Below are 20419 nucleotides of genomic sequence, written 5' to 3'. Positions count from 1 at the left end.
GCCCTGTATGACTCTTGAAACTGCTGCCCTTGTCAGATTGCTGAGTCCGGTTGCGATAAAAGCTGCACCTGCATTATTTAAAGCAGTTCATAGCAAGCTCAACCCGACTGAATTGGAAAAAGCCCTACGGGAGGGCATGGTAATGGCTCAGGCACAAGAGGAAAAGCAACCTCCGGGGCATCGTCTTTTCTCTAAATATGAGCCAGATTTTATTCCAAAATTTCTGCATCAGTTTTTTCAGGATTCAGGAGTTCAGGCAGAGCTACAGAAACCTTTAACAGGGGCAGGAATGCCGGATAATGCCCTTCTGGAAAAGAAGTTTTTGCAAGTCGCGAAGCAGAAAAATGTTGAATTGATTCAAAGCCGAGTAATGCCTTGGATCAAAGAATTTACCAGCACCTACTTTGAGCAGACTAATTCTTACCTCAAATTCCAGGTAGCAAAGGAAAGATACTTTGAACAGCTCATTCATTGCTTTGATGATGTCCGGTTTGCGGGAATTGCAGTTGAAGGGCAGGAGATTGAACGAGCCGAAAAGTTAGCTGAAATTTTTGTGATGCCCAATGTGCAGGGAAAAGCACAAACGGAGTTCAGTTTTTTAGAACAAGGTTTGCCGCTAGAAGTCCAGGGAGATTTACAGGCTCAGCTTCTTTGGGAGCAGCGAAATCGATCGCGCTTTGCCAGCAGGCAGACCAGTCAGCCCAAGATTTCAGCGGCTCAATTATTGAAGCCGTCTCAAGTTCAGCGAGTGGTGCTGTTGGGTGCCCCTGGTTCTGGCAAGACAACGTTAATGAGCTATTGTGCAGTGATGCTAGCGCAGGGCAAGCCGGAACTTGTAGGGCTAGACAAAACGGTGGATTGGCTGCCAATTCTAATCAAGATTCGCGATCTGATGAAGCAGCCTGAAATCAATATTTTGCAGTATGCACGACAGATGGTGAAGGCAGATTTAGGGCTTGAACTGCCGCCAGAGTTTTTTGAGCATTGGCTGAAGGATGGGCGAGCACTGATCTTACTGGATGGATTGGATGAGGTGGCAGAAGAGGCAAGACGCTATAAGGTGGTTGAGCGAATTGAGAGCTTTTTGGGAACCCATCGCCGCAATCCTGCGATTATTACCTCTCGTCCGGCAGGCTATAAACCCGATTTCTTTCGCACCGATGAGTTTCCGCACTATGAGATTTTGCCGTTTGACGACGATCAGATTCAGGCGTTTATTGACCACTGGTATGAGAGCCGCTTTGCCACAAAAGCAGAGGCACAACGACGAAAAGAAAGTCTGAGGAAAGCCCTTGCGGAGAGCGATCGCATCAAACTACTGGCGCGTAATCCGTTGCTGCTCACGATCATTGCGCTGATTCATCGCTATCAGGCGGTTTTGCCGAAGGAACGCCATAAGCTGTATGACAAAGCTGTGAATACATTGCTCACATCGTGGGATGCGAATAAGGAACTGAGCAATCACGAGATTTTGGAATATTTAGAGCTTGACGATCTGCGGCGGTTAATGGAGCGGTTGGCATACTGGATTCACTCGCAGGGCGGCACAGGCGACAACGAAGGCGGCACGCTGATCGATCGCGATGAACTCCTTGATCAGTTGGCTCAATATATTCAGGAAATGAATACTCAGAGGATGAAGAAAGTTAATCGACACCAAGCCAAAGCCGAGGCAAAACGCTTTTTAGACCGGATTATTGGCGATCGAGCCGGACTTCTCAGCAAGCAGGGGCGCGATCGATATGCGTTTGTCCACAAAACCTTTCAGGAATATTTGACAACGCAGGAGATTCGCGATCGACAGGAAGAAGACTTTGAGGTGGTGTTGGAACATATTCAAGATCACCTTCACGATCCGCACTGGCGAGAAGTCTTGCTTTTGCTGATCGCGCAGCAGAAACGCAGTAATCCAGCAAAGATACTGAAGGAGATTTTTAACCAACCCACTCCTTATGAGCAATGGCTGCACCGCAATCTTCTGTTTGCAGGAATCTGTTTAGCCGAAAACATCGAGGTTACAGACGAAAGCCTGGTTCAAGAAATTTTGAAAGGATTAGTTGAGCTAGAGGCAAACCGTTCACCACTTGTTCCTGATGTTATTCAGCGTCGCGTCTTTAAGGTTTTGTGCAGCTTGAGCGAAACAGGTTATGAAGCACTAGCTTTACAGCAATTAGAAGCAGTTGGTGAAGCGATCGACAAAGTTCGATTGAGCCGATATCGGGCTGCTCTAGGAAAACCGGAAGAGGCTGTGCAGCAATTAATTTTACTGCTCAAGGATGAAGAGTCTCTTGTACGTTCTAGTGCAGCGAGTGCATTACAAGAGTCAGGTCAAGCATCAGAATCAGTGGTGGCTGCTCTGCTACCCCTGCTCAAGGATGAAGAGTCTAGGGTACGTTATAGTGCAGCTTGGGCGTTAGGAGAGCTAGGTCAAGCATCAGAATCAGTGGTGGCTGCTTTGCTACTCCTGCTCAAGGATGAAGGCTTTCTTGTACGTTCTAGTGCAGTTTGGGCATTGGGACAATTAGGTAAAGCTCTGGGTTCTACTGCTATCCCTAATCCCACAACAATCGCCCTTGCACAATGGATCGATCAAAATCAGGAATCTGAGTATGTCTCTCATGGAATTACAGCACTGTGGAACATCTTAAGGGAGTAAACTCGTTGAACTACTGCGCTCAAATAATTAAAAGTGTAGGGCGATCGATTTTGAGGAAGAATAGGGAAACGATCGTCCCTTCAATCTTCCGGTCTAAAGTCATCCGGTAAATCATCGATCGACCACTGCAACACTCGGCAAAGTGCCTTAACTTGAGGTAGCGTCAAGCGAACCTCCTTGAATCGCCCCGTTTCCCAATTGCTGACCGTCTGCACGGATACGTTAATTGCTATTGCAACATCTCGTTGAGTCAAGCCCAGTTCATCTCGACGCTTCTTGAGGGGTGACTCCTTTTCTGGTTCTTGTACCTCGGTCATTGCAACAGCTTTATAAACAGCTTATATAAGCAGTTGACTCAGAACTATAAGCAGTTTATAGTGATTGAAGAGTCAACGAGAGCGTAGGTGAAGTAGTCGCAACGCCTACGTCTTCATAGTTTCTCACCATTTCAACCACTCACAGATACTTTGCACCAGTCGATCGACGGGTAATTTGCGTTCGTCCTAATCTGCTCGGTTTCGATTGGTCACAGTTTCGCTTACAAACTTTATGCGATCGTCTTTGCTGCGATCGTCCTCATTTGCCATGTCTTATTACAATCAACTCAATCCTTGGTGTGTGGTTCGCTGCCTACCCAATGCCCAAACTCAAATTGTGGCGCGTTTGCGTCGTCGTCCTGATGCCGAAGCTCATTTGCGAATTTTGCAGCAGCTTAGCCCCACTGCCATTTATCGAATTGTCCATTAAAGAGCTATTTGTCGAGTTTAAAGACTTAGTGTCAGCGTAAAAGTATAGCCCGAAATAACTGTCTAGCAAGGGTTTTAGACTTCTCTGATGGGTTTTTATATTCTCAAAAAATTTAAACAGCTATTTGCCTTTTTTCGTGAAGCACTTAAAAACGGTTTAAACTGATAATTGCCATTTTTCAGTTTTCCTCCAGGGCATATCAGTTTAGCTTATGGAAGACCTTAAAACCTTGTCTGCTGACCAGTTACCCACCGTCCCATCTGGAGTAACAGCACTTGTTGAGGAAGATCAGCAACCTGCCCATAAGATTTTGATCGAGCTTATCGAGGATCTGGATAAGCGAAGGGAGGTGATGCGGAAGATCGAGGCGATCGAAGACATCAACCAAGCATCTGACGATCGCAAGCAGGAGAAAATTCAGTTGTGGGCAGACCGATTAGAGAAAGACCCTAGAACAATTACACGGTGGCTGGAGAAGGCTGAAAAAGAAGGGCTAGCCTCGATCGCCAGAGCTACCCGCTCTGATGCAGGACAGATCAAAGGTAACAAACGCTGGAAGCACTCTATTCAGTATTGGACTGAATTTATTCTAAAAACTTACAACGACGGCATCAAAGCTAAGTTGGGCATGACCCCAAACCTTGTGAACAATCAGGTCAAGAGCTATGCTGAATTAGAACTAGGGTTAAAACAGGGTGAGTACCCTTCACATCCGTTTGTATACAAAATTCTGGAACCCCTCATTGAGAAGAAGAATCGGAAGGTTCGTAATCCAGGACAGGGACCTGGAATCATTATTAAGGTTACAAGTGGGAAGAAAGACGGCAAATGGGTTGAAGAAGATATTGAGGTTATCCGCAGCAACCAAGTCTGGCAGATTGATCACACCCGATTAGATAACTTGCTTTCGGATGAAAAAGGTGATCTTGCTGGCTCTGTCTGGATTACAGCGGTGATTGATACCTGGTCAGGCTGTGTAATGGGGTATCATCTCAGCTTTGACTCTGCTGGCTCTCATGAAGTTGCTTTGGCACTCCGTCATGCTATTTTGCAGAAGTATTACGGACCTGAGTATCAACTCCAAAAGGAGTGGGAAGTTTGTGGTCTTCCTGAGTACATTGTTACCGATCGTGCTAAAGAGTTTAAATCAGCGCACTTGAAGCACATTGCATCAGATTTAGGCATCAAGTTGCGTCTTCGGCTCTACACAGAACAGGGTGGAATCGTAGAGCGTCTGTTTTTGGAACTAAAGACTGAATTTGCGGCATTAATGCTCGGCTTCAAAGGAGGAAGCCTGAAGGAGCGCCCAGAAGATGCCGAAAAGTACGCCTGCATTGTTTTTGAGGACTATGACCGTAAGTTAGTGCGGCATTTTGTGGATCATCATAATCAACATCTCTACCCTAAGGTTCCAAACCAAACTCGTTTAATGAGATGGAAAGCAGGTTTATTAGGTAGTCAGCCTAAGATGCCTGCAAGTGAGCGAGAACTTGACCTTTGCTTGATGAAAACGACTACACGCAAAGTTGAGGAGCGAGGATGCATTAACTTTGAGAAGCTAGTCTACACAGCGAGTTTAAGCCGAGATCAGGATGGACATTGGCAATATGACAAGAAAGCAAACTTTCTCAAGGATTATGAAGGTAAGAAGGTTCTAGTTCGATACAATCCAACTAACATTATTTATGTTCTTGTCTACACGGTTGAGGAAAATGACCAACCATCTAAATTCTTAGGCACAATCAGGGCTAGAGACCTGACGGAGGAGCGGCTATCTCTGAAGGAATGGGAGGACCGAAAGGCTCAAATGCGTAGGGAGGGTAAAGCGATTGACCAGTCGTCTATCCTAGCTCAACAACGGGACCTGTACATGTCTTCCGTTGAGCAATCTAAAACATTGAAGGGACGGCGGAAGAAGGAGAATAACCGCATTACCAAAAAATCTGAACATTCCGATAAGGTAGTGCAGTTATATCCTCCACGTCCTTCCCCCTCAAATGCTACCTTGGATGCTATCTCAGATAGTGAGGCTTCCTCTTCAACCGAAGCGCCTTCAAAGAATTCACAATCCACACCGAAGCCCTCTAAAATTCGGGTCAAACCTGCTTTATACAATAGCGAGACTGCTCCTCTAATCGAAGCGCCTTCTGAGGATTTGCAATCCACACCGAAACTTCCTAAAATTCAGGTCAAACCTGCTTTGTATGTCGTTTCTGATTGTGATGAGTTTGTAGAGGACAGGTGGTGAGGTAAACCAAAATGAGCCAGTCCAACTTAGCAGTTCAACCTCCTGAAGAACAACCTCAAGTCTCCCAAGCATCATCTGGAGCGTCACAACCCAACAACGCTCCTTTCAATCCTGCGCGAAAGCTTGGCAAACAGAGGAATCGATCGCCTGAGCAACAAGCAAAAGTAGATCAACTTCGTGGGATTGAGCCTTATGTTGGAGTAGAAAGGGATGAAGAATTGTTCACTACTCTATACAAATGGTGGGAAGCGGGTGTTTGCGGCTGTATCACCACTACAGATCGGTTGGGTTTGAAAAAGTCATTAACGTTTTATCTAAACAGCCATGTCAAGCGGCGAGGTAGTTTGCTGGTAACTCCAGCCCCTGTCGCATACATTGAGGTCGAGCAAAATGGCAGCCCCACAGATCTATTTCTACTACTCTTAAACTTTTTGGTTAACCCACTCGATTGTGGTCATTTACGGCAATTACGTTCTCGCACTTGGGGGACTCTTAAGTCGCGTGGAGTTAAGCAGCTACTTGTCAATAATGCAGATTTATTATCCTTTAAAGCATTCAATGAACTTGTAAGAATCAGAGAGAGGCTAAATATTTCTGTTGTCCTTACTGGTTCTCCTTATCTTAACGATATCATTGATGCCAAAAATCCTAAGAAAAAGGAATATTTAACTATTTACAACACCTTTTTAAAGCAGCATTCCTACAGCACTCTTGACTTAGGGAACGTAGCAACGGTAATTCAAGAATGGGAGGAAAGATTAAACTGGACAAAGCCAATAAGTTTGACCTCAGACGATGATGTTATTCGGGTTTTGGCTAATGCTTCTGAAGGGCAACTGCAAGTGCTTTATGAAAACCTTCGTGAGGTTGCGATTTGGAAAATTGATCATCCTAAAGCACAGATCAATGCTCAGAATGTTTCTGCTGCTTTGGGTTTCTGCAACCAACCCGTAGCCAAACTTTAGACGAAGTCACTGCAATGCTAGTTTCTGCGTTGATGATGGATTAATTAAAGGTCTTGTTCATAAAGATGATGAGCAGTGAAGAAGAACGTTCGCTTGTTTATCTTTCACCATATAGCGGTGAAAGCATTAGCAGCTACCTTGGGCGTTGGTGCCGCCAAGAGGTTGTAAGTATCGATACTTACACTCTGGGAAAGCGGTTAAGGCTGGGTAAAACGCTGTGGAGATGGGAGAGGTTTTACTTGAATCCATTTCCAACTCGCTGGGAATTACAAAAGATAGACAAGCTAATGGATCTGGGAGTAGACAGGTTACTGCTCATGTTTCCGCCTGCGAACGAGCCGATCGTGTCACCCGACACAATCCGAATCTGTGCTGCCTGCTATACCGAAAGTCCATATCACCGGATGAGTTGGCAGTACAAATCGACGGAGGGGTGCGAACATCATCGGCTTCGCCTACTATCAAAGTGCCCTGATCCGAAATGCGGAGAGCTATTCCCAATTCCTGGCAAGATAACCGTTTTAGCCTGTAAGAGATGCGGAATGCCTTACTCAGCAATGGCAAAAAAGCAAAAAAGCTATTGAGTTTGCTTAACTGCTGTACTACGACGAGTGTAACCCCGACCGCTTCGCGCAGCCGCCTTCGGCGGATCGCTTTCTGGAGCGACAGTTTTCCCCTTATGAATACTTGCCGTTTGGCGGTAGCAATCGCTGCTGCATCGGAGCCGCCTTTGCTCTGTTCGAGATGAAGCTGGTACTGACAACGATTTTGTCTCAGCACGATTTGAGGTTGGTTGATCAAGCTCCGGTTGTCTTGGTTCGACGCGGCGTGACGATCGCGCCGAAAGGAGCTATTCACTTTATCGCTCAGTAGCCCTAGTAGAAGGTGCAGGATTAGGCTGAACGGTTGGCATCAGGGTGACTTCTGCTGAGATAAATCAACCACTCCAGCACTCATTGAACTGAGGGAGTACTATCCGCCGAAGGCGACTGCGCGAAGCGATCGATGCAGAAGCAAAGCGTCCTGCTTTACCATACCTGTGTTCCGTTCACCCGTGCTGCTACCCATGACTCCACCCAGCCCAACTGACTTGCTTCAAGCTCGCTATGGCATGAGCCTGTTCAATCCAGACCCCTTCTGGAACGAGACGTTGACGACGCTACTGTCTCACCGCTCTGTGCGTGCCTACCGACCCGATGCCCTACCGCCAAATACACTCGAAATGCTGGTTGCAGCGGCTCAAGCTGCGTCAAGTTCCTTGAATCTGCAAACCTGGAGCGTGGTTGCGATCGAAGACCCAACACGGAAAGACAAGCTTGCTCAACTTGCAGGCAATCAGGCACATATCCGCCAGTGTCCCCTATTTCTGGTCTGGCTAGCTGACCTGGCACGGCTGCATCATCTTGCTCAGGAGCAAGGGTTACCTGCGGAGGGGTTAGATTACCTGGAGATGTTTCTGACCGCCACGATCGATGCCGCTCTGGCAGCCCAAAATGCGACGCTTACTGCTGAATCGCTAGGGTTAGGCACAGTCTATATTGGCGGAATGCGAAATCATCCTGAAGCGGTTGCCGAAACGCTCCAACTGCCGCCTCACCTGTTTGCCGTCTTTGGGTTATGTGTCGGCTATCCTGATGAGGCAAAACCGGCTGCCATCAAACCTCGGTTGCCGCAAGCAGCTGTCCTGCACCGCGAAACATACAACTTGGCACGGCAGGAAGAGGCGATCGCCCAGTACAACGAAGTCATGCAGCAGTTTTACGAGTCACAGCAGATGAACGTAGCTGGTGACTGGGTGGAGCATTCCCTCAAGCGAGTTGCAACAGCACAGGCGTTAAATGGACGCGATCGTTTGAAAGAGATCCTCCAGCGTCTTGGTTTTCCCCTGCGGTAGATAAGGTTAACTCTGCATTTGTAATCCTTCCGACAGCTACATGCGATCACAGCCCCTATCCATAGAAACCTACAAAGCTTCGGTTCACTCTGCTGCCCAGAAGCGTTACCCTAGCAATAGCAGTCATACGGGCAATTCAGGTATCCGGAGGTGGCATATGAACAAGCCAATCATTCGATTCGCTGAAATGACAAAACTGGGAACCGTTGCACTCCTTCTGTGGGGCAGCCTGGGGATCGGAAGCGCCGCTCGTGCAGAGTTTGCAGATTCAGGATTCGACCAGTCTGGTATGAGTGATGGGGCTGGAGTGGGAATCGACCTATCGGTTAGCGGAGAGGTAGGGGACTCCAATTCGCTTCTCGCTCCAACACCTGATTCCCCAAGCGAGCCAGCGCATCCTCAGCAGGCTAACCCCGCCAATCCTATAGCCCAGGATTCCGCTCCCCCCGCTGCTCAACTTGAGGTGCGGCTATTCGGTGATTCAGACCGATCGCTTGGGGTAGAAATTTTAAACCGATTGGGTCAGGGACAACAGCGAATCAGGATCGGCATTCCTTTCCTATAGGGGTGTTATGGCTTGAAAGGCACTCAGCCTAAACAGACGGGTTATGATCACTCCTGGATTGGCAATCTGTCGTTGAACTTGAGTCGTAAACCGTCACTGCTCCAGTTCGCTCAGTTCTATCCGCAGTATGCCGTGAGTAAAACCCAATTGCTCCTAGCGCATCCTCGACCCCATCAGTCTCGATCGCGTCCTTGGTGATCGAGGGGAACAATACAAAAGGCGCAGGTGAGCAATCCGCTCCTTGGCACCAGTTGTTCTTTGAATTATGAACTGAGCTACAGTGCCTTAAGCTTGAAAGCCAAACCCTGAATTTTGCTACACTGCACTAAAGGAGTTGCCCGTAATCTGATTTGCATTGATGCCCTGCAAAAGGGCAACTGCTGTACTGCCGAGTTTGACAAGGGTGTTGCTACCCTGTTGCAAGATCTCCAAATCTTTTGGACTTATTCCGCGCCCCAGCCCAAGCTTATCCTGTCCAATTTCAATGTCATTTGAACATTTTAAGGCAGTTGTTCTGCCCCTCTACGGGTCACTTGCTAACTTCTAAAGTCAGGCTGTTAACCTGAAACCCAGTCGCTCGGATTCCTCCAGTATCTTCAATCCCTGAGTTGCTTGCTTGCGTGATGGCGGTCGCCGAACAGCAGCCAGTCTGCCGAGACTGAGAGCCAGACTGCGCTGCCACGGTTGAAGATTGTCAGTCTGCTTCGCCCACTGAGCGATCTGGAACCACTGCTCAGAGGGAACTCCGGCAATTTGATCAATCAGTTGCTGGTCGGCTGCATCAGGACCCTCTATGCCTTTATCTACCTGTCTCGATACTTCATCTCCCTGAATCATTAGAGATGATAACTCAGGTAATTCAACCTTCAGATCACGGACTCTATTCCAGCAGGCTTCCTTCTTACACCACTCTGTAATGTTGCCGCCTGCTGGAGAATCTGTAATGATTTGATGTACCTGCCTGGACACCAGAACGATCGCCTCCTGCAAGGGTACCGGGACATTCTGCTCCTTCCAGATCTGATCGAGGTCAATAGCCTGGGCTGTTCTGTATGACAGATAAGCCAGGCTGTAGGTGACGATATTTGCCCGATAGCCACCAAACTGTTCTGCCTGAACGAGTTTCTCCGCTCGCTCGAAGAGAACTGCTTTCGCGATCAACCGCCTGAAATAGCTTTCATCTACTTCAAACCCACCCCGTCGAGCCAGCAGGTCAGTAAACCTGGAGAAATTCTTCTGAGCACCAAGACTGACAACATGGGGTAGCTGATTCCAGGTGTTCTCATACTTGGCAAGATCAGTCTTCGTAAACTTCTGATTGAGCGGATTCATACTTATGAACTGTTTCTGTTTTGCAGGAGACATCTCACGATTTTTTTCATCCAGGTATTGTCCCCGCGCCCGCTCGTAAAACCAGCGAGTCTGCCGCTGAGTTCCATCAACCGCAGGTGCCCAGATCTTCCGCGACAGTTCTTGAAGCCTGATGTGAAAGGGGTCATTGGCGAAGAAGTCCGCATCACTGACCTTGTTCTGGTTGTTGGCGTACCGGGAAATTAGAGGGACGATCGCGTCTACCTGATCCTGATCCACGATTGTCAGTTTCGCCTGAACATAAACCCCTGAAATGTCCGCCCTGTCTTTCCGGGCAGCATGGTAGATGGATGCAGTGGTCTGTCCACCATTCACAATCTGCAGATCGCGAATCCAGCCAATTCCCCTGCCCCCATCTGAAAGATCAACGAACCTGACTGCCTCTGCTGTGGCGGAGATACCGTTGTTGTAAGCCAGGAAACGATGCGGCTCTTCCAGGATAGTTTTGCGGATGCCCCTGTTGACCTTACCCCTTGCTTGAAGGAAAGAGCGAACATTGCGCTCCAGCAGACGGGAGCCATACTCAGCGTAGAGTTTGTAGAGGATTTCGCCCGGCAGAATCACAAGGCAGGCGTTATAGTCGGCACCCGGTGAGGTAGGCATGGGCAGGCAGGGAATCGCTGCTCCATACTGTGTCTCAAAATCAATCTCGATCGCCTCCCGTTGCCGCTTTGAACTGACGCATTGGTACGTTCTCCGAATGTCCCAGATATTGAACGAGAAGGTCACACCACCGTTGACCAGATCCTGTTTGACCTGAACGTTGGTCAGTCCGTCTGTGAACAGAAACAATCTCACCTGACTCAGTTGATCCTTGGCACTGTGAATTAACTGAGCCAGATCGAATGCAGGAGATGCTTCCTCAATCGACAGATGGTAGCCTTTCAGAGATCTGGTAAAGAAGCCTGTCAGCCGCTTGAATGCAGTCTCCACGTCGTCCTTGCGAACTGTAGACGGCGGAACATCCTGCGTGTAGATTGAGACGAAAAGATCGAGACGTCCCTCATCTTCCTGAATGTTGTAGCCATTGATTTTAATGCCACGGGCAGTGTGGTAGCAGACGTGTCCATCCTCCAGTTCTCCGGCATCTGTCAGGTAATCAATCATCAGCCGGGTGAACTCATCCTCCCGGAATGCGTCCCCCTCCTTATCACCAGTCTCACAGGCATTAATGACTTCCTGCCTGAAGTCCTCGGCAAACTGAAGTAAACCCGCATCATCACCACTCATGACTGTCCACCCATTAAAGACAGAACCTCAGATTCAGTTATGGCGAAACGTTTGCACACAGCAACGTCAATGGTGTAGCGAACATCGCCCACTCCATTGCGAAGGTCAGCTTCGATAATTCTGGGAAAATCGCCCTCGACCCTGAAGTAATTCGTTTCTCGAACAGTGTACCCATTCTGCTCGTAGCGGGGGACATGAATATCCAGATACCCTGTCTCAAACAGAAGTGCCTCAAACGTTTCGATCGCTGCCGGGTTTCTGCCGAGCAGCGATCGTACACCGGCAACCATGTTAGGCAGTGTCTCTCCCCGCCCCTGACGGAGATCCAGAGACAGATGCAGCAGGATCAGAGCCCCTGTCCCTGTCTCGTCTAACTGACGCTCACTTGAGATGGGGAGTTTCTGGTGCTGCTTTGAAGTGGTTGTTTTCACCTCGACGGCACACCGCTCAAGCTGAAAGTCCTGCTGGGCAGCGGCTGGACCCGACCAGGACAGCACTCCTCTGATTGCTCCGCACTGTGGCAGCACAGAGTGACGGAGAAACCATAGCTCCCCATACAGTCCCTGCTGGGCTGCCTGATCCAGCCCCTCCGGATTATGACGTTCAAGAAATATCTGCCACCGTTTCAGGTGAGTCAGAAAGGCACCTACAGCCCTGTCCTCTTCCGGAATAGCAGCAATGTGGTTGACGATATCCTGCACAAGCGTCGTGAAAATATCGCTGTAACGGATGTTTGTCAGAATTAACTGATAGGTGACGCGATCCTTATCCTTCTCATCCAGGAGAACCCGCCTAACTGAAAAACTGCTGGATGACGGATAGGGAGCGATTCCTTTCCCGACAGATTGACGCTGTACCTGTATCATCATCAGGCGAAGATTTGACGGCTTCTCGATCGCCAGAAAAACGTCATAGTGAACTTCAGGCAGGATGCGACGCATCAGGTATCCGGAGGGCAGTTCTCCTGTCCCCTGCTCCAGCATCTGCCAGACTTCCTGGACAATCATGGTTCGTCAAATTCCTGATCGAAATAGATGGGGTTGACCTTGTACTCCACAGATACGGCATTCCGGCTGCCGGGAAAGCTGATCACAAATCCCACAACCGGGGTCTGCGATCCGATCGCCTCAGGGTCAAGGGGATAGAGCAGAAGCAACCCTCTGGTGGCAGGACGCTTTTCACGCACAATTTTGCCATCCGGGGTATTGCTGTTACTGTCAGGTTTCCCGTCTTCCCGTCTACGTTCTCGCGTAAGCTCAAGAACTTCCCGACGTGTAGCTACAGACAGGTCCAGCATTTCATCAAGCGGGCTAAGAAGTCGCGATTTGACCAGTCTGTATTCAGTGGAGGAGTCTGGTGCGGCATCCTGACGTTTCGTCAGCCCGACATCCAGTCCGGCGATCGTTTCATGGTGCTCAGCCCTGGCATTTGAAATCAGAGCGATCGTCCAGGATGTCAGTTCATTCTGTCGAAGCTGCGCCTTTATGTAATCCAGCAACCGTTCTGTGTTCGCCAGTCTTGCGTTCGGGTGAGTCTGATAGGCAGACAGAAAACTGACTACACTATCCGGCGCAACGTTTTCCCAGATGTAGTTGTCACGCTCGGTTCTGGAATGAACACCCACATTGGAAATCAGTTCTTCCGTGGCGTGAAGGTTCTTCTGGTTGATGCGATCGTCCTTTGAAAACAGGTAAGTTTCACTGATGCTGCCCGCGAAGGATAGCTGCATCGTTACCCCTGACCGCATCTTATTGACTCCGGTGATGATCAGCCCGGAGGGATGGGTACGGACTTTGAGTCCAAATTCTTCAGGGGTGGAACTCATCTTTGCCATGTAGTCAAATTCCTGACGCAGTTCCTCGCTGGCAATTGTGATGTATCTGTACCATTTCACCAGTTCATTGGTTGTGTAGAGGCGGCAGAGGTCCAGATAGCCAGGTCGGTAGCCAAACCAGCGTCCCATCTGCATAAGCGTGTCGTACATCTTCGATGCCCGCAAGTAGTAACTGACGCTCAGCCCTTCGAGCGTCAGACCCCGCGACAGCTTGTCACCTCCGACCGCAATCACGTTCAAACCACTCTTGTTTTCCCAATATTCCAGGATGTCTCTGGCAGTACCATTGATTTGCTTCACCTGAATTCTGGCGGCTGCCTGATACAGCAGATCAGCGACATCTTCCCAGCCTGGAATACTGGCATCTGGCAGAAGAGAAGTGCCGATGATCGACTCGCTGGTTGGAACGTAGTCCTTCTCCCAGAGCTTCCTGAATTCATTAAGAACCTGGTGTGGTGCATTACCATCGCCGTAGCGCAGACGTCGTTGCAGTGCGGTTAACTCATCCAGAACCATCTGAGCCACCCGCTCCTGTACATCGGTGAAGCGGGTGACGTGGACAAGCATCGAATTATGGGCTGAACCCTGCCCTCGCCATATTCTGACCGCACAGGTCAGGATGAAGGCACGAATTGCCTCTTTCAGCGTGGCAGGCAGATAACTGGGAACCCAGTCCTTTTTATGCCCTGTGGGGAAACAGTTCTGATAATCATTCACAGTTCTGATGATGTCCAGACCATCCGCTTTATCCAGATCGGTGGTTAAGTCTGGATCCAGACCAAAGACCTGTACGGGACCCACGTAGTTGGATGGAGCAGGCAGGTTGATGATGAAGTGTCTTGGAAACAGATCGTCGCCGTACTGACTGGTTCTGACCTCAGGATGAATGAAGATGTTGGCAAACGGAGTTGCCGTGTAGCCCACATACGCACTTTTCTCAAAGCTGTGCAGCAGTTTGCGGATGAGTCCGTTGATCGCAGTTGGGTCTTGGTCGTCCAGCAACCTGCCATTCTCATCCAGTGGAATCTGCCCGGTATTGACGGAAGCATTGTCAGCCTCATCATCAATCACCAGCAGGGGAATATCTCTCACAATCTTTTTGCCACTCTGCTCATCCTGGCTTCCTCGCAGGCTCACCACCCACCGAAGCAGATTGTTCAGAACAGTCTTATTCTTCTTCACAACCATCAGAATCGGATCGTTTCCGCCGGGAACCAGCCCAAGCTGGTTGGCAACTTTTGTGCTGAAATCCCCATTCTCTGCACTGCTGGTTCCAGAGTGAGCAAGCAGAAATTTGCCCACAGGAATCTTTCCAGCACCGATGGCTGCACCTGCCGTGTCTTCTGCCCTCCGCTGAAGCTGGGAGTCCCGACCCAGAAAACCCTCATCTAGCCGAAGCTGAGTCTGGCTGCGAAGGTTACTGTGCAGACCTGCCAGCACGATAATCAATCGGTAGCCCGCATCAGCAGCCTTGCATACCAGACCTGTGTAGTTGGACGTTTTACCGGACTGTACCTGCCCGACGACCATTCCCCGACGATCCCAAGCTCCCCGCCGTTTTGGAGATTCCAAGCGTTCAAGAATAGAATCGGTCAGTTGTTCCAGGTGATCCACTGTGAAGGGCGACCAGCCCTTTTCTTCCTCCAGATAGCGCCGGTAACGGTTCCAGAAATCCCAATCAATGTCTGCCCTGCTCTGCGGCAGCCAGGGTTCGTGTCCCTGCTCATCATCCAGGAATGTGGGCTGACCAATCCAGATGTTGTATAGCTCCTCCAGATCTCGAGTCAGGGCATCCTCGTCAATCGCTTCTGAGAAGCCAAGTCCCGGAAGCAAGCCGATGACCTGTCTGACCTTCTGCCGAATTATTTCTCTAGGAATGCTCCGCTCTCCTTTCAGGAGCGTCTGAGCGATCTGGCGGGCAGTTTCGTAGGCATTCATTCTGAGGCTCCTTGATCGTTAATCAGACAAACGGCTGACCAGAGTTTCAAAGTGCTGAAAAGGCTCCATTGTCAGGATGCGATCGCGAGCCTGAGCAGGAGTCAATCCGTTTTTCCGAAATGTCCGGTAGATCTCATTGATAACCTCAAGAACCTCTTTTGTGGGAGTCCCTTCAAACGGCTGGCTGTGTTTTTCTGGATCTGTGGAAGCGTCAATCCAGATCTGCTGAACAGGAACCGTCTCCTCCAGCAGCCTGATCAGGGCGCGGACTGTGGACTTATGCTCTCCAGGGAGGTTGAGTGCCTGCTGCACCAGCGGATGCTCCTGGTTGATCGAGTAGAAGATTTTGCCGCGTCGAATTTTCCGGTCCCACGGGAAGACGTGTTTTTCAGCGTTTTCTCTGGCAATCACCTTGCCCCGATGTCGATAAATTTCAACCGCCCGCTGACGGGTTGCTCTGGCTATTCGCCTCAGATCTGACTTCAGGGAAGCTGGAGGGCGTGCTCTGGATTTCTTGATGTCTATGTTCCACTCATCATCCAGGGAGTTGGGCAGATCGACCCGGATTCGAGCCAGCTTGCAGTGTTCCTCCTTCTGAAAGCCCAGCCCCAGCCAGTCTCCCGGAACCAGCAGTCGTTCATTTCGATAAACATAAAATCCCTGCTGGGCATTCCATCCTGCTGGACCTGCGGCTCTGGTGTGGGTTCCCTGGTCAATTTTGGAGTGGTGGGGCAGCACGTAGGGCTGTACCAGCAGCTTCCTGCGGCGAATTGAGAACTTTTCTTCAGGTAGCGCTTGAGTGGCTTTTTCGTCTACCAGAAAGGGGTCCCAGGGTTTAACAGGGTTACCATTAATCCAAATCTTCAGGCAATTGCGCTTCTCCAGAAACCTGTGGAATACCATTGCCAGATGATGTTCAACTGTTTCAGCAGTTTCCAGAAAATGGTCGTGTGCTCCGCGATCGCTGGCTCTGGCATCACCAACCACCCGATCCATGCACTCCCACAGGACGATTGTTCCTGCTGTCATGGTCTCCAGTTCAACCAGTCTGCTCTCAGAACCGGGAGCGGCAGAACGCAGCAGTCGCCACTGGTCGGTCTGATTCACATAATCCAAATCCCACCTGCGGACTGCTGTGGCAGAGCCTCTGGTACGGGAAGCCACCGTTAGCCTGCGGCACTGGGAGAAGGATGCAGTTTTCAGACCCAGCCCGAAGCGCCCCAGATCATCCTGGTCACGTTCCTCAAGTGGACTCTGGCTGCCCGGTCGCATGGCGCTGACAAGCTCACCCTCTGACATGCCTTTGCCGTCATCCCGGATTGAGATGAAGGAATCAGTACCATTCCAGGAGAACTCCAGCCAGACATTCTTTGCCTTTGCGGTGATGCTGTTATCAATCAGGTCGGCGATCGCGGTCTGAATGTTGTAGCCGAAAGCGCGAAGAGATTCGATCATGGCTGAAGCACGAGGCTCAGCAATATCAAAGAGTTCGTCCTGTTTCTTCTGGGATTGTCTTCCGGCTGAGGACATAGATTATTAAGTGGAAGCACGAGGCAATGTGTTATTTCCTTGGAGTTAAACCGTCAAGGGGTCAGTGAAAGTTTTCTCCCGGAACTTCAAGCAGTATTTCAGACAAAAAGTATCTTCAATGAACATAGAATTTCACCAGAATGCACGTAGTTCAGACAAGGCATTCATTACCTTCTGACATCTTTCCCTCTGGCAATCGCTTCAAAGATTAATTGGGTAGGGGTAGATTCGTTACAACCAGCAAGGATAAATTTTTACTCCGTATTTCCATAAGTATTGCCCGCCTCAGTTGCTCAGTCTTTTATCAGGATAAGCAAACTTCATCATCGGCACAAATACCCTGTCCTTCCCCCTATTATTTTTTCAATTTCAATGCATTGCTGCTGCAACTGCTGTGCTCTTTCAACCTCTCCTATTGCTCGATAGACTGAAGCTAAATTACTCAAACTAACTGCTTCGGCAGCGCGATTGCCTATTTCTCTGGTGATAACCAGGGCTTGGTTGTAATTATCTAACGCTTGCCGGTACTGTCCAAGAGCCGAATAAACTCTCCCAAAATTACTGAGGATTACTTCCTCCCCTTGACGATCGCCTATTTCTCTGGTGATAACCAGGGCTTGGTTGTAATTATCTAACGCTTGCCGGTACTGTCCAAGAGCCGAATAAACTCTCCCAATAAGGTTAAGGGTTCTTCCTTCCCCTTGACGATCGCCTATTTCTCTGGTGATAACCAGGGCTTGGTTGTAATTATCCAACGCTTGCCGGTACTGTCCAAGAGCCGAATAAACTCCCCCAAAATTACTGAGGATTACTTCCTCCCCTTGACGATCGCCTATTTCTCTGGTGATAACCAGGGCTTGGTTGTAATTATCTAACGCTTGCTGGTACTGTCCAAGATTGCTATAGACAAACCCAGTATTGATAAGGATTACTTTCTCCTCTTGACGATCGCCTATTTCTCTGGCAATAACCAGGGCTTGGTTGTAATTATCTAACGCTTGCTGGTACTGCCTAAGAGCCGAATAAACTCTCCCAATAAGGTTAAGGGCTCTTCCTTCCCATTGACGATCGCCTACTTCTCTGGCAAGAGCCAAGACTTGATTGGAATTATCTAACGCTCGCTGGTACTGTCCAAGAGCCGAATAAACTCTCCCAAGATTACTGAGGATTACTCTCTCCCCTCGACGATCGCCTATTTCTCTGGCAATAACCAGGGCTTGGTTGTAGTAATCCAGTGCTCCTTGAAGGCTACCTTGTTGTAAAGTAGCATTGCCAAGACCAGTTAAATTTTCTACATCCACTGTGCGATCATCAAGAACTCCACGTGTAGCATCTCGGAAACGTTGATATGCGTTACTGATACCCGACAACGTTTCCGACGAGAGTGTGAAGTTCCTACCATTCGTTAAACCCGGTATTAATTGGTCGAAAAACTCTCTAGCCTGACTCAGTGCTGCTACAGCATCTCGCAGCTTGTTTTGTGAATCCTGAACACTCCTTTCCGCTGCTGTAGCCCTTTTCTCAGCATTAAACTGTGCCTCTTCAGCGTTACGTTGTGCTGTTCGCAAACTTTCGAGAGTGGCTCTTAGCTCTGTAAGTCGCTGTTGTGCCAGTTGCTGTTCCTCCTGAAATTTCTGTTGTAATTGTCTCGCCTGTTCTAATCCCTGTTCTGCAATTCTTAACCTTTGGATGGCAGCATCTAGCTGTTGCTCATTTATGACAGTAAGTTGTTGAATTCTTGCTCTTTCTGCTTGAGCTTTACGCACCTCCTGCTCTCGCTTACCTACTTCCTCATTTGCCCTCTTCAAGTTTTGCTCTATCTCAACTAATTTCTTTTGCGCGATCGCCAGATCTTTTTGTCTTTTTTCTGCGGCATCTTGTGCTAACTTCTCACGAGCCGCAGACTTCCCTGCCTGCACGTTAGCAGCTTCAACTCGTTCGTTTGCCTCTTCATAACGAGCCCGCGCTGCTTTAACCTGAGCATCTGCATTTTCCAATGCTCTCATAGCCCAGATTCCAGTTCCTCCAGCAAACGCTACAGTCAGTGCCAATATACCTGCGGCAACGCCAAGACGTTTTCTAGCAGTTCTATTAGCCTGTTCTAAGACACGGTTGGCTTCTGCGAGGGCATGATTTGTCTCAGTCTGCAAGTCCAGAGCAAACTGCATCTCCTGCTGGGCAGATTGTTGACTGGCTCTCAAGAACCGATAATCCTGGTCACTCAATTGCTTATCTGTTGCCCAGAGTAAGGCTTCCTGTAGAGCACTTCCTCGAAGTAAGCGGGAACCGTCCTGCCTGTCAGATGCCAACCAGTTATTTAACGCTTCTGAGTAAGGTCTCAACCCGGCAAAAATAGTTTCTATCCAGGTTAGATTGAAAATAGTTTCGTAGATACGATTGTAAACTTTCAATCTTCCATGTTGTTCTACCACCAGACCCGATAATCGTAAATCTAGCTGTTCAGAACTGGCATCAGCAAGAACAAGTTCATTCTGTAAAATTCGCTGATACAATCCAAGTAGATTACCCTTTCGTTTCTCATCCCTGAGCAATCGATTCTGGATGGTTCTCAGATGCTCCGGTTCATCCTGTGCTTCCCAATTGTCAATTATCCTCTGTTGTACCAGATTATTTACTCGACTGCCTTCTTCAAATAAAGGTATTGAAGCAGTGGAATCTATTACTAATTGACAGAGTTTTTGTGTGAGAAATGGCTGCCCTCCTGTCCAGTTCAAAATCTCCTGCAAAACCTGCTCAGGTCTTTCGGCTTTGCCTGATAAACCTGCTACCAGTGGCTGTATTTCTTTTAACTGGAAACCACCAAGTTGAATGGCGCGTCCAACATTGAAGGGAGTTCGGCTTTTGTCCTGAATCAGGTTAGAAGGTGTTGCAACGCCCAGTAAACAGAAAGTTAGACGATAGTAACAGAGTTTATCTGCTCGCTGGTTATAGCAATCACGGATAACAGCAAAAAAGTCATCCAGCGAAAAACTGAGGCTGAGAACAGTGTCAATTTCATCAATAAAGATGACCATTGATTGTGTTGTTTCTACCAGAAGTACTGTATCCAGAAATTCGCTGAATCTCTGAGATGAAGAAATGTAGTCACGTTCGCGCCACCACTGGCGAAGATTACAGGCTGATTCCAGCCCGAACTCGCTCAGTAGCCTGCGACAGATACCGACATACCATTGATCCAGTGTGACGCTCTGACTGCCAATCTGAGTCAGATCAATTACCGAACAGACAACTCCTTCTGTCTGTAGCCGGTTCATCGTTTGTACACGAAGGCTGGATTTTCCCATTTGTCGGGAATTCAGGACATAGCAGAACTCACCTGCTTTAAGTCCTTCATAAAGATCATGGTCTGCCTGACGTACCACATAGGTTGGCGCATCAGCAGGTAGACTTCCCCCAACCTGATACTCATACCCCATTCGT

Annotated in this window: 13 protein-coding genes and 1 pseudogene; 8 read left to right on the top strand and 6 right to left on the bottom strand. The window is 48.9% G+C overall.

Annotated features, from left to right (window positions below; translation table 11 throughout):
* The first annotated feature begins 7 nt into the window (after positions 1-7).
* The gene (locus tag NDA02_RS16725) at positions 8-2656 is read left to right on the top strand and encodes a HEAT repeat domain-containing protein (RefSeq protein WP_348255353.1); all 2649 of its coding nucleotides are present in this window, start codon (positions 8-10) and stop codon (positions 2654-2656) included.
* Positions 2657-2736: 80 nt separating this feature from the next.
* On the opposite strand, the gene NDA02_RS16720 is transcribed toward NDA02_RS16725, so the two are convergent.
* Complete coding sequence (locus tag NDA02_RS16720; protein WP_190790985.1) at positions 2737-2973, bottom strand: helix-turn-helix transcriptional regulator; 237 nt, start codon at positions 2971-2973, stop codon at positions 2737-2739.
* Positions 2974-3205: 232 nt separating this feature from the next.
* On the opposite strand from NDA02_RS16720, the gene NDA02_RS16715 reads away from it, so the two are divergent.
* From NDA02_RS16715 to NDA02_RS16685, 7 genes and pseudogenes are all read left to right on the top strand, one after another.
* Complete coding sequence (locus tag NDA02_RS16715; RefSeq protein WP_348255351.1) at positions 3206-3403, top strand: hypothetical protein; 198 nt, start codon at positions 3206-3208, stop codon at positions 3401-3403.
* A gap of 211 nt (positions 3404-3614) precedes the next feature.
* Positions 3615-5651 (top strand): DDE-type integrase/transposase/recombinase, encoded by a 2037-nt coding sequence (locus NDA02_RS16710; protein WP_348255349.1) that lies wholly within the window; start codon positions 3615-3617, stop codon positions 5649-5651.
* Positions 5652-5662: 11 nt separating this feature from the next.
* Positions 5663-6616, top strand: coding sequence for an AAA family ATPase (locus NDA02_RS16705; protein WP_348255347.1), 954 nt, complete (start codon positions 5663-5665; stop codon positions 6614-6616).
* 65 nt (positions 6617-6681) lie between these two features.
* Positions 6682-7200, top strand: coding sequence for a TniQ family protein (locus tag NDA02_RS16700; protein WP_348255345.1), 519 nt, complete (start codon positions 6682-6684; stop codon positions 7198-7200).
* A 64-nt stretch (positions 7201-7264) separates the two neighbouring features.
* Positions 7265-7489 (top strand): annotated as a pseudogene (locus tag NDA02_RS16695) (cytochrome P450); the annotation flags it as partial.
* 193 nt (positions 7490-7682) lie between these two features.
* The gene (locus NDA02_RS16690; protein WP_348255461.1) at positions 7683-8510 is read left to right on the top strand and encodes an NADPH-dependent oxidoreductase; all 828 of its coding nucleotides are present in this window, start codon (positions 7683-7685) and stop codon (positions 8508-8510) included.
* Between the two features lie 157 nt (positions 8511-8667).
* Complete coding sequence (locus NDA02_RS16685) at positions 8668-9075, top strand: hypothetical protein (protein WP_348255343.1); 408 nt, start codon at positions 8668-8670, stop codon at positions 9073-9075.
* Between the two features lie 549 nt (positions 9076-9624).
* On the opposite strand, the gene NDA02_RS16680 is transcribed toward NDA02_RS16685, so the two are convergent.
* From NDA02_RS16680 to NDA02_RS16660, 5 genes are all read right to left on the bottom strand, one after another.
* Positions 9625-11676, bottom strand: coding sequence for an AIPR family protein (locus NDA02_RS16680; RefSeq protein ID WP_348255341.1), 2052 nt, complete (start codon positions 11674-11676; stop codon positions 9625-9627).
* Entirely contained in the window at positions 11673-12683 is a 1011-nt protein-coding gene (locus NDA02_RS16675) for a PD-(D/E)XK motif protein (protein WP_348255339.1), read from the bottom strand. The genes NDA02_RS16680 and NDA02_RS16675 overlap by 4 nt, the downstream gene beginning before the upstream one ends.
* Positions 12680-15448 (bottom strand): Z1 domain-containing protein, encoded by a 2769-nt coding sequence (locus tag NDA02_RS16670; protein WP_348255338.1) that lies wholly within the window; start codon positions 15446-15448, stop codon positions 12680-12682. Before NDA02_RS16670 ends, NDA02_RS16675 begins: the two co-directional genes overlap by 4 nt.
* A gap of 18 nt (positions 15449-15466) precedes the next feature.
* On the bottom strand, positions 15467-16978 hold the full coding sequence (locus NDA02_RS16665) for an ATP-binding protein (RefSeq protein WP_348255337.1): 1512 nt from the start codon (positions 16976-16978) through the stop codon (positions 15467-15469).
* A gap of 323 nt (positions 16979-17301) precedes the next feature.
* On the bottom strand, positions 17302-20415 hold the full coding sequence (locus tag NDA02_RS16660) for a tetratricopeptide repeat protein (protein ID WP_348255336.1): 3114 nt from the start codon (positions 20413-20415) through the stop codon (positions 17302-17304).
* Positions 20416-20419 lie beyond the last annotated feature (4 nt).

It is taken from the genome of Leptolyngbya sp. ST-U4 (assembly GCF_039962215.1).
GTDB lineage: Bacteria > Cyanobacteriota > Cyanobacteriia > Elainellales > Elainellaceae > Leptolyngbya_A.
The sequence above is the reverse complement of the archived record's forward strand: the minus strand, read 5'-3'. Positions and strand labels throughout refer to the sequence as shown.

What these genes read in the sequence shown, in the direction of transcription:
- NDA02_RS16725 (WP_348255353.1), top strand. Translation starts at nt 8, where the DNA reads ATGACTCTTGAAACTGCTGCCCTTGTCAGATTGCTGAGTCCGGTTGCG.
- NDA02_RS16720 (WP_190790985.1), bottom strand. Translation starts at nt 2,973, where the DNA reads ATGACCGAGGTACAAGAACCAGAAAAGGAGTCACCCCTCAAGAAGCGT.
- NDA02_RS16715 (WP_348255351.1), top strand. Translation starts at nt 3,206, where the DNA reads ATGCGATCGTCTTTGCTGCGATCGTCCTCATTTGCCATGTCTTATTAC.
- NDA02_RS16710 (WP_348255349.1), top strand. Translation starts at nt 3,615, where the DNA reads ATGGAAGACCTTAAAACCTTGTCTGCTGACCAGTTACCCACCGTCCCA.
- NDA02_RS16705 (WP_348255347.1), top strand. Translation starts at nt 5,663, where the DNA reads ATGAGCCAGTCCAACTTAGCAGTTCAACCTCCTGAAGAACAACCTCAA.
- NDA02_RS16700 (WP_348255345.1), top strand. Translation starts at nt 6,682, where the DNA reads ATGATGAGCAGTGAAGAAGAACGTTCGCTTGTTTATCTTTCACCATAT.
- NDA02_RS16690 (WP_348255461.1), top strand. Translation starts at nt 7,683, where the DNA reads ATGACTCCACCCAGCCCAACTGACTTGCTTCAAGCTCGCTATGGCATG.
- NDA02_RS16685 (WP_348255343.1), top strand. Translation starts at nt 8,668, where the DNA reads ATGAACAAGCCAATCATTCGATTCGCTGAAATGACAAAACTGGGAACC.
- NDA02_RS16680 (WP_348255341.1), bottom strand. Translation starts at nt 11,676, where the DNA reads ATGAGTGGTGATGATGCGGGTTTACTTCAGTTTGCCGAGGACTTCAGG.
- NDA02_RS16675 (WP_348255339.1), bottom strand. Translation starts at nt 12,683, where the DNA reads ATGATTGTCCAGGAAGTCTGGCAGATGCTGGAGCAGGGGACAGGAGAA.
- NDA02_RS16670 (WP_348255338.1), bottom strand. Translation starts at nt 15,448, where the DNA reads ATGAATGCCTACGAAACTGCCCGCCAGATCGCTCAGACGCTCCTGAAA.
- NDA02_RS16665 (WP_348255337.1), bottom strand. Translation starts at nt 16,978, where the DNA reads ATGTCCTCAGCCGGAAGACAATCCCAGAAGAAACAGGACGAACTCTTT.
- NDA02_RS16660 (WP_348255336.1), bottom strand. Translation starts at nt 20,415, where the DNA reads ATGGGGTATGAGTATCAGGTTGGGGGAAGTCTACCTGCTGATGCGCCA.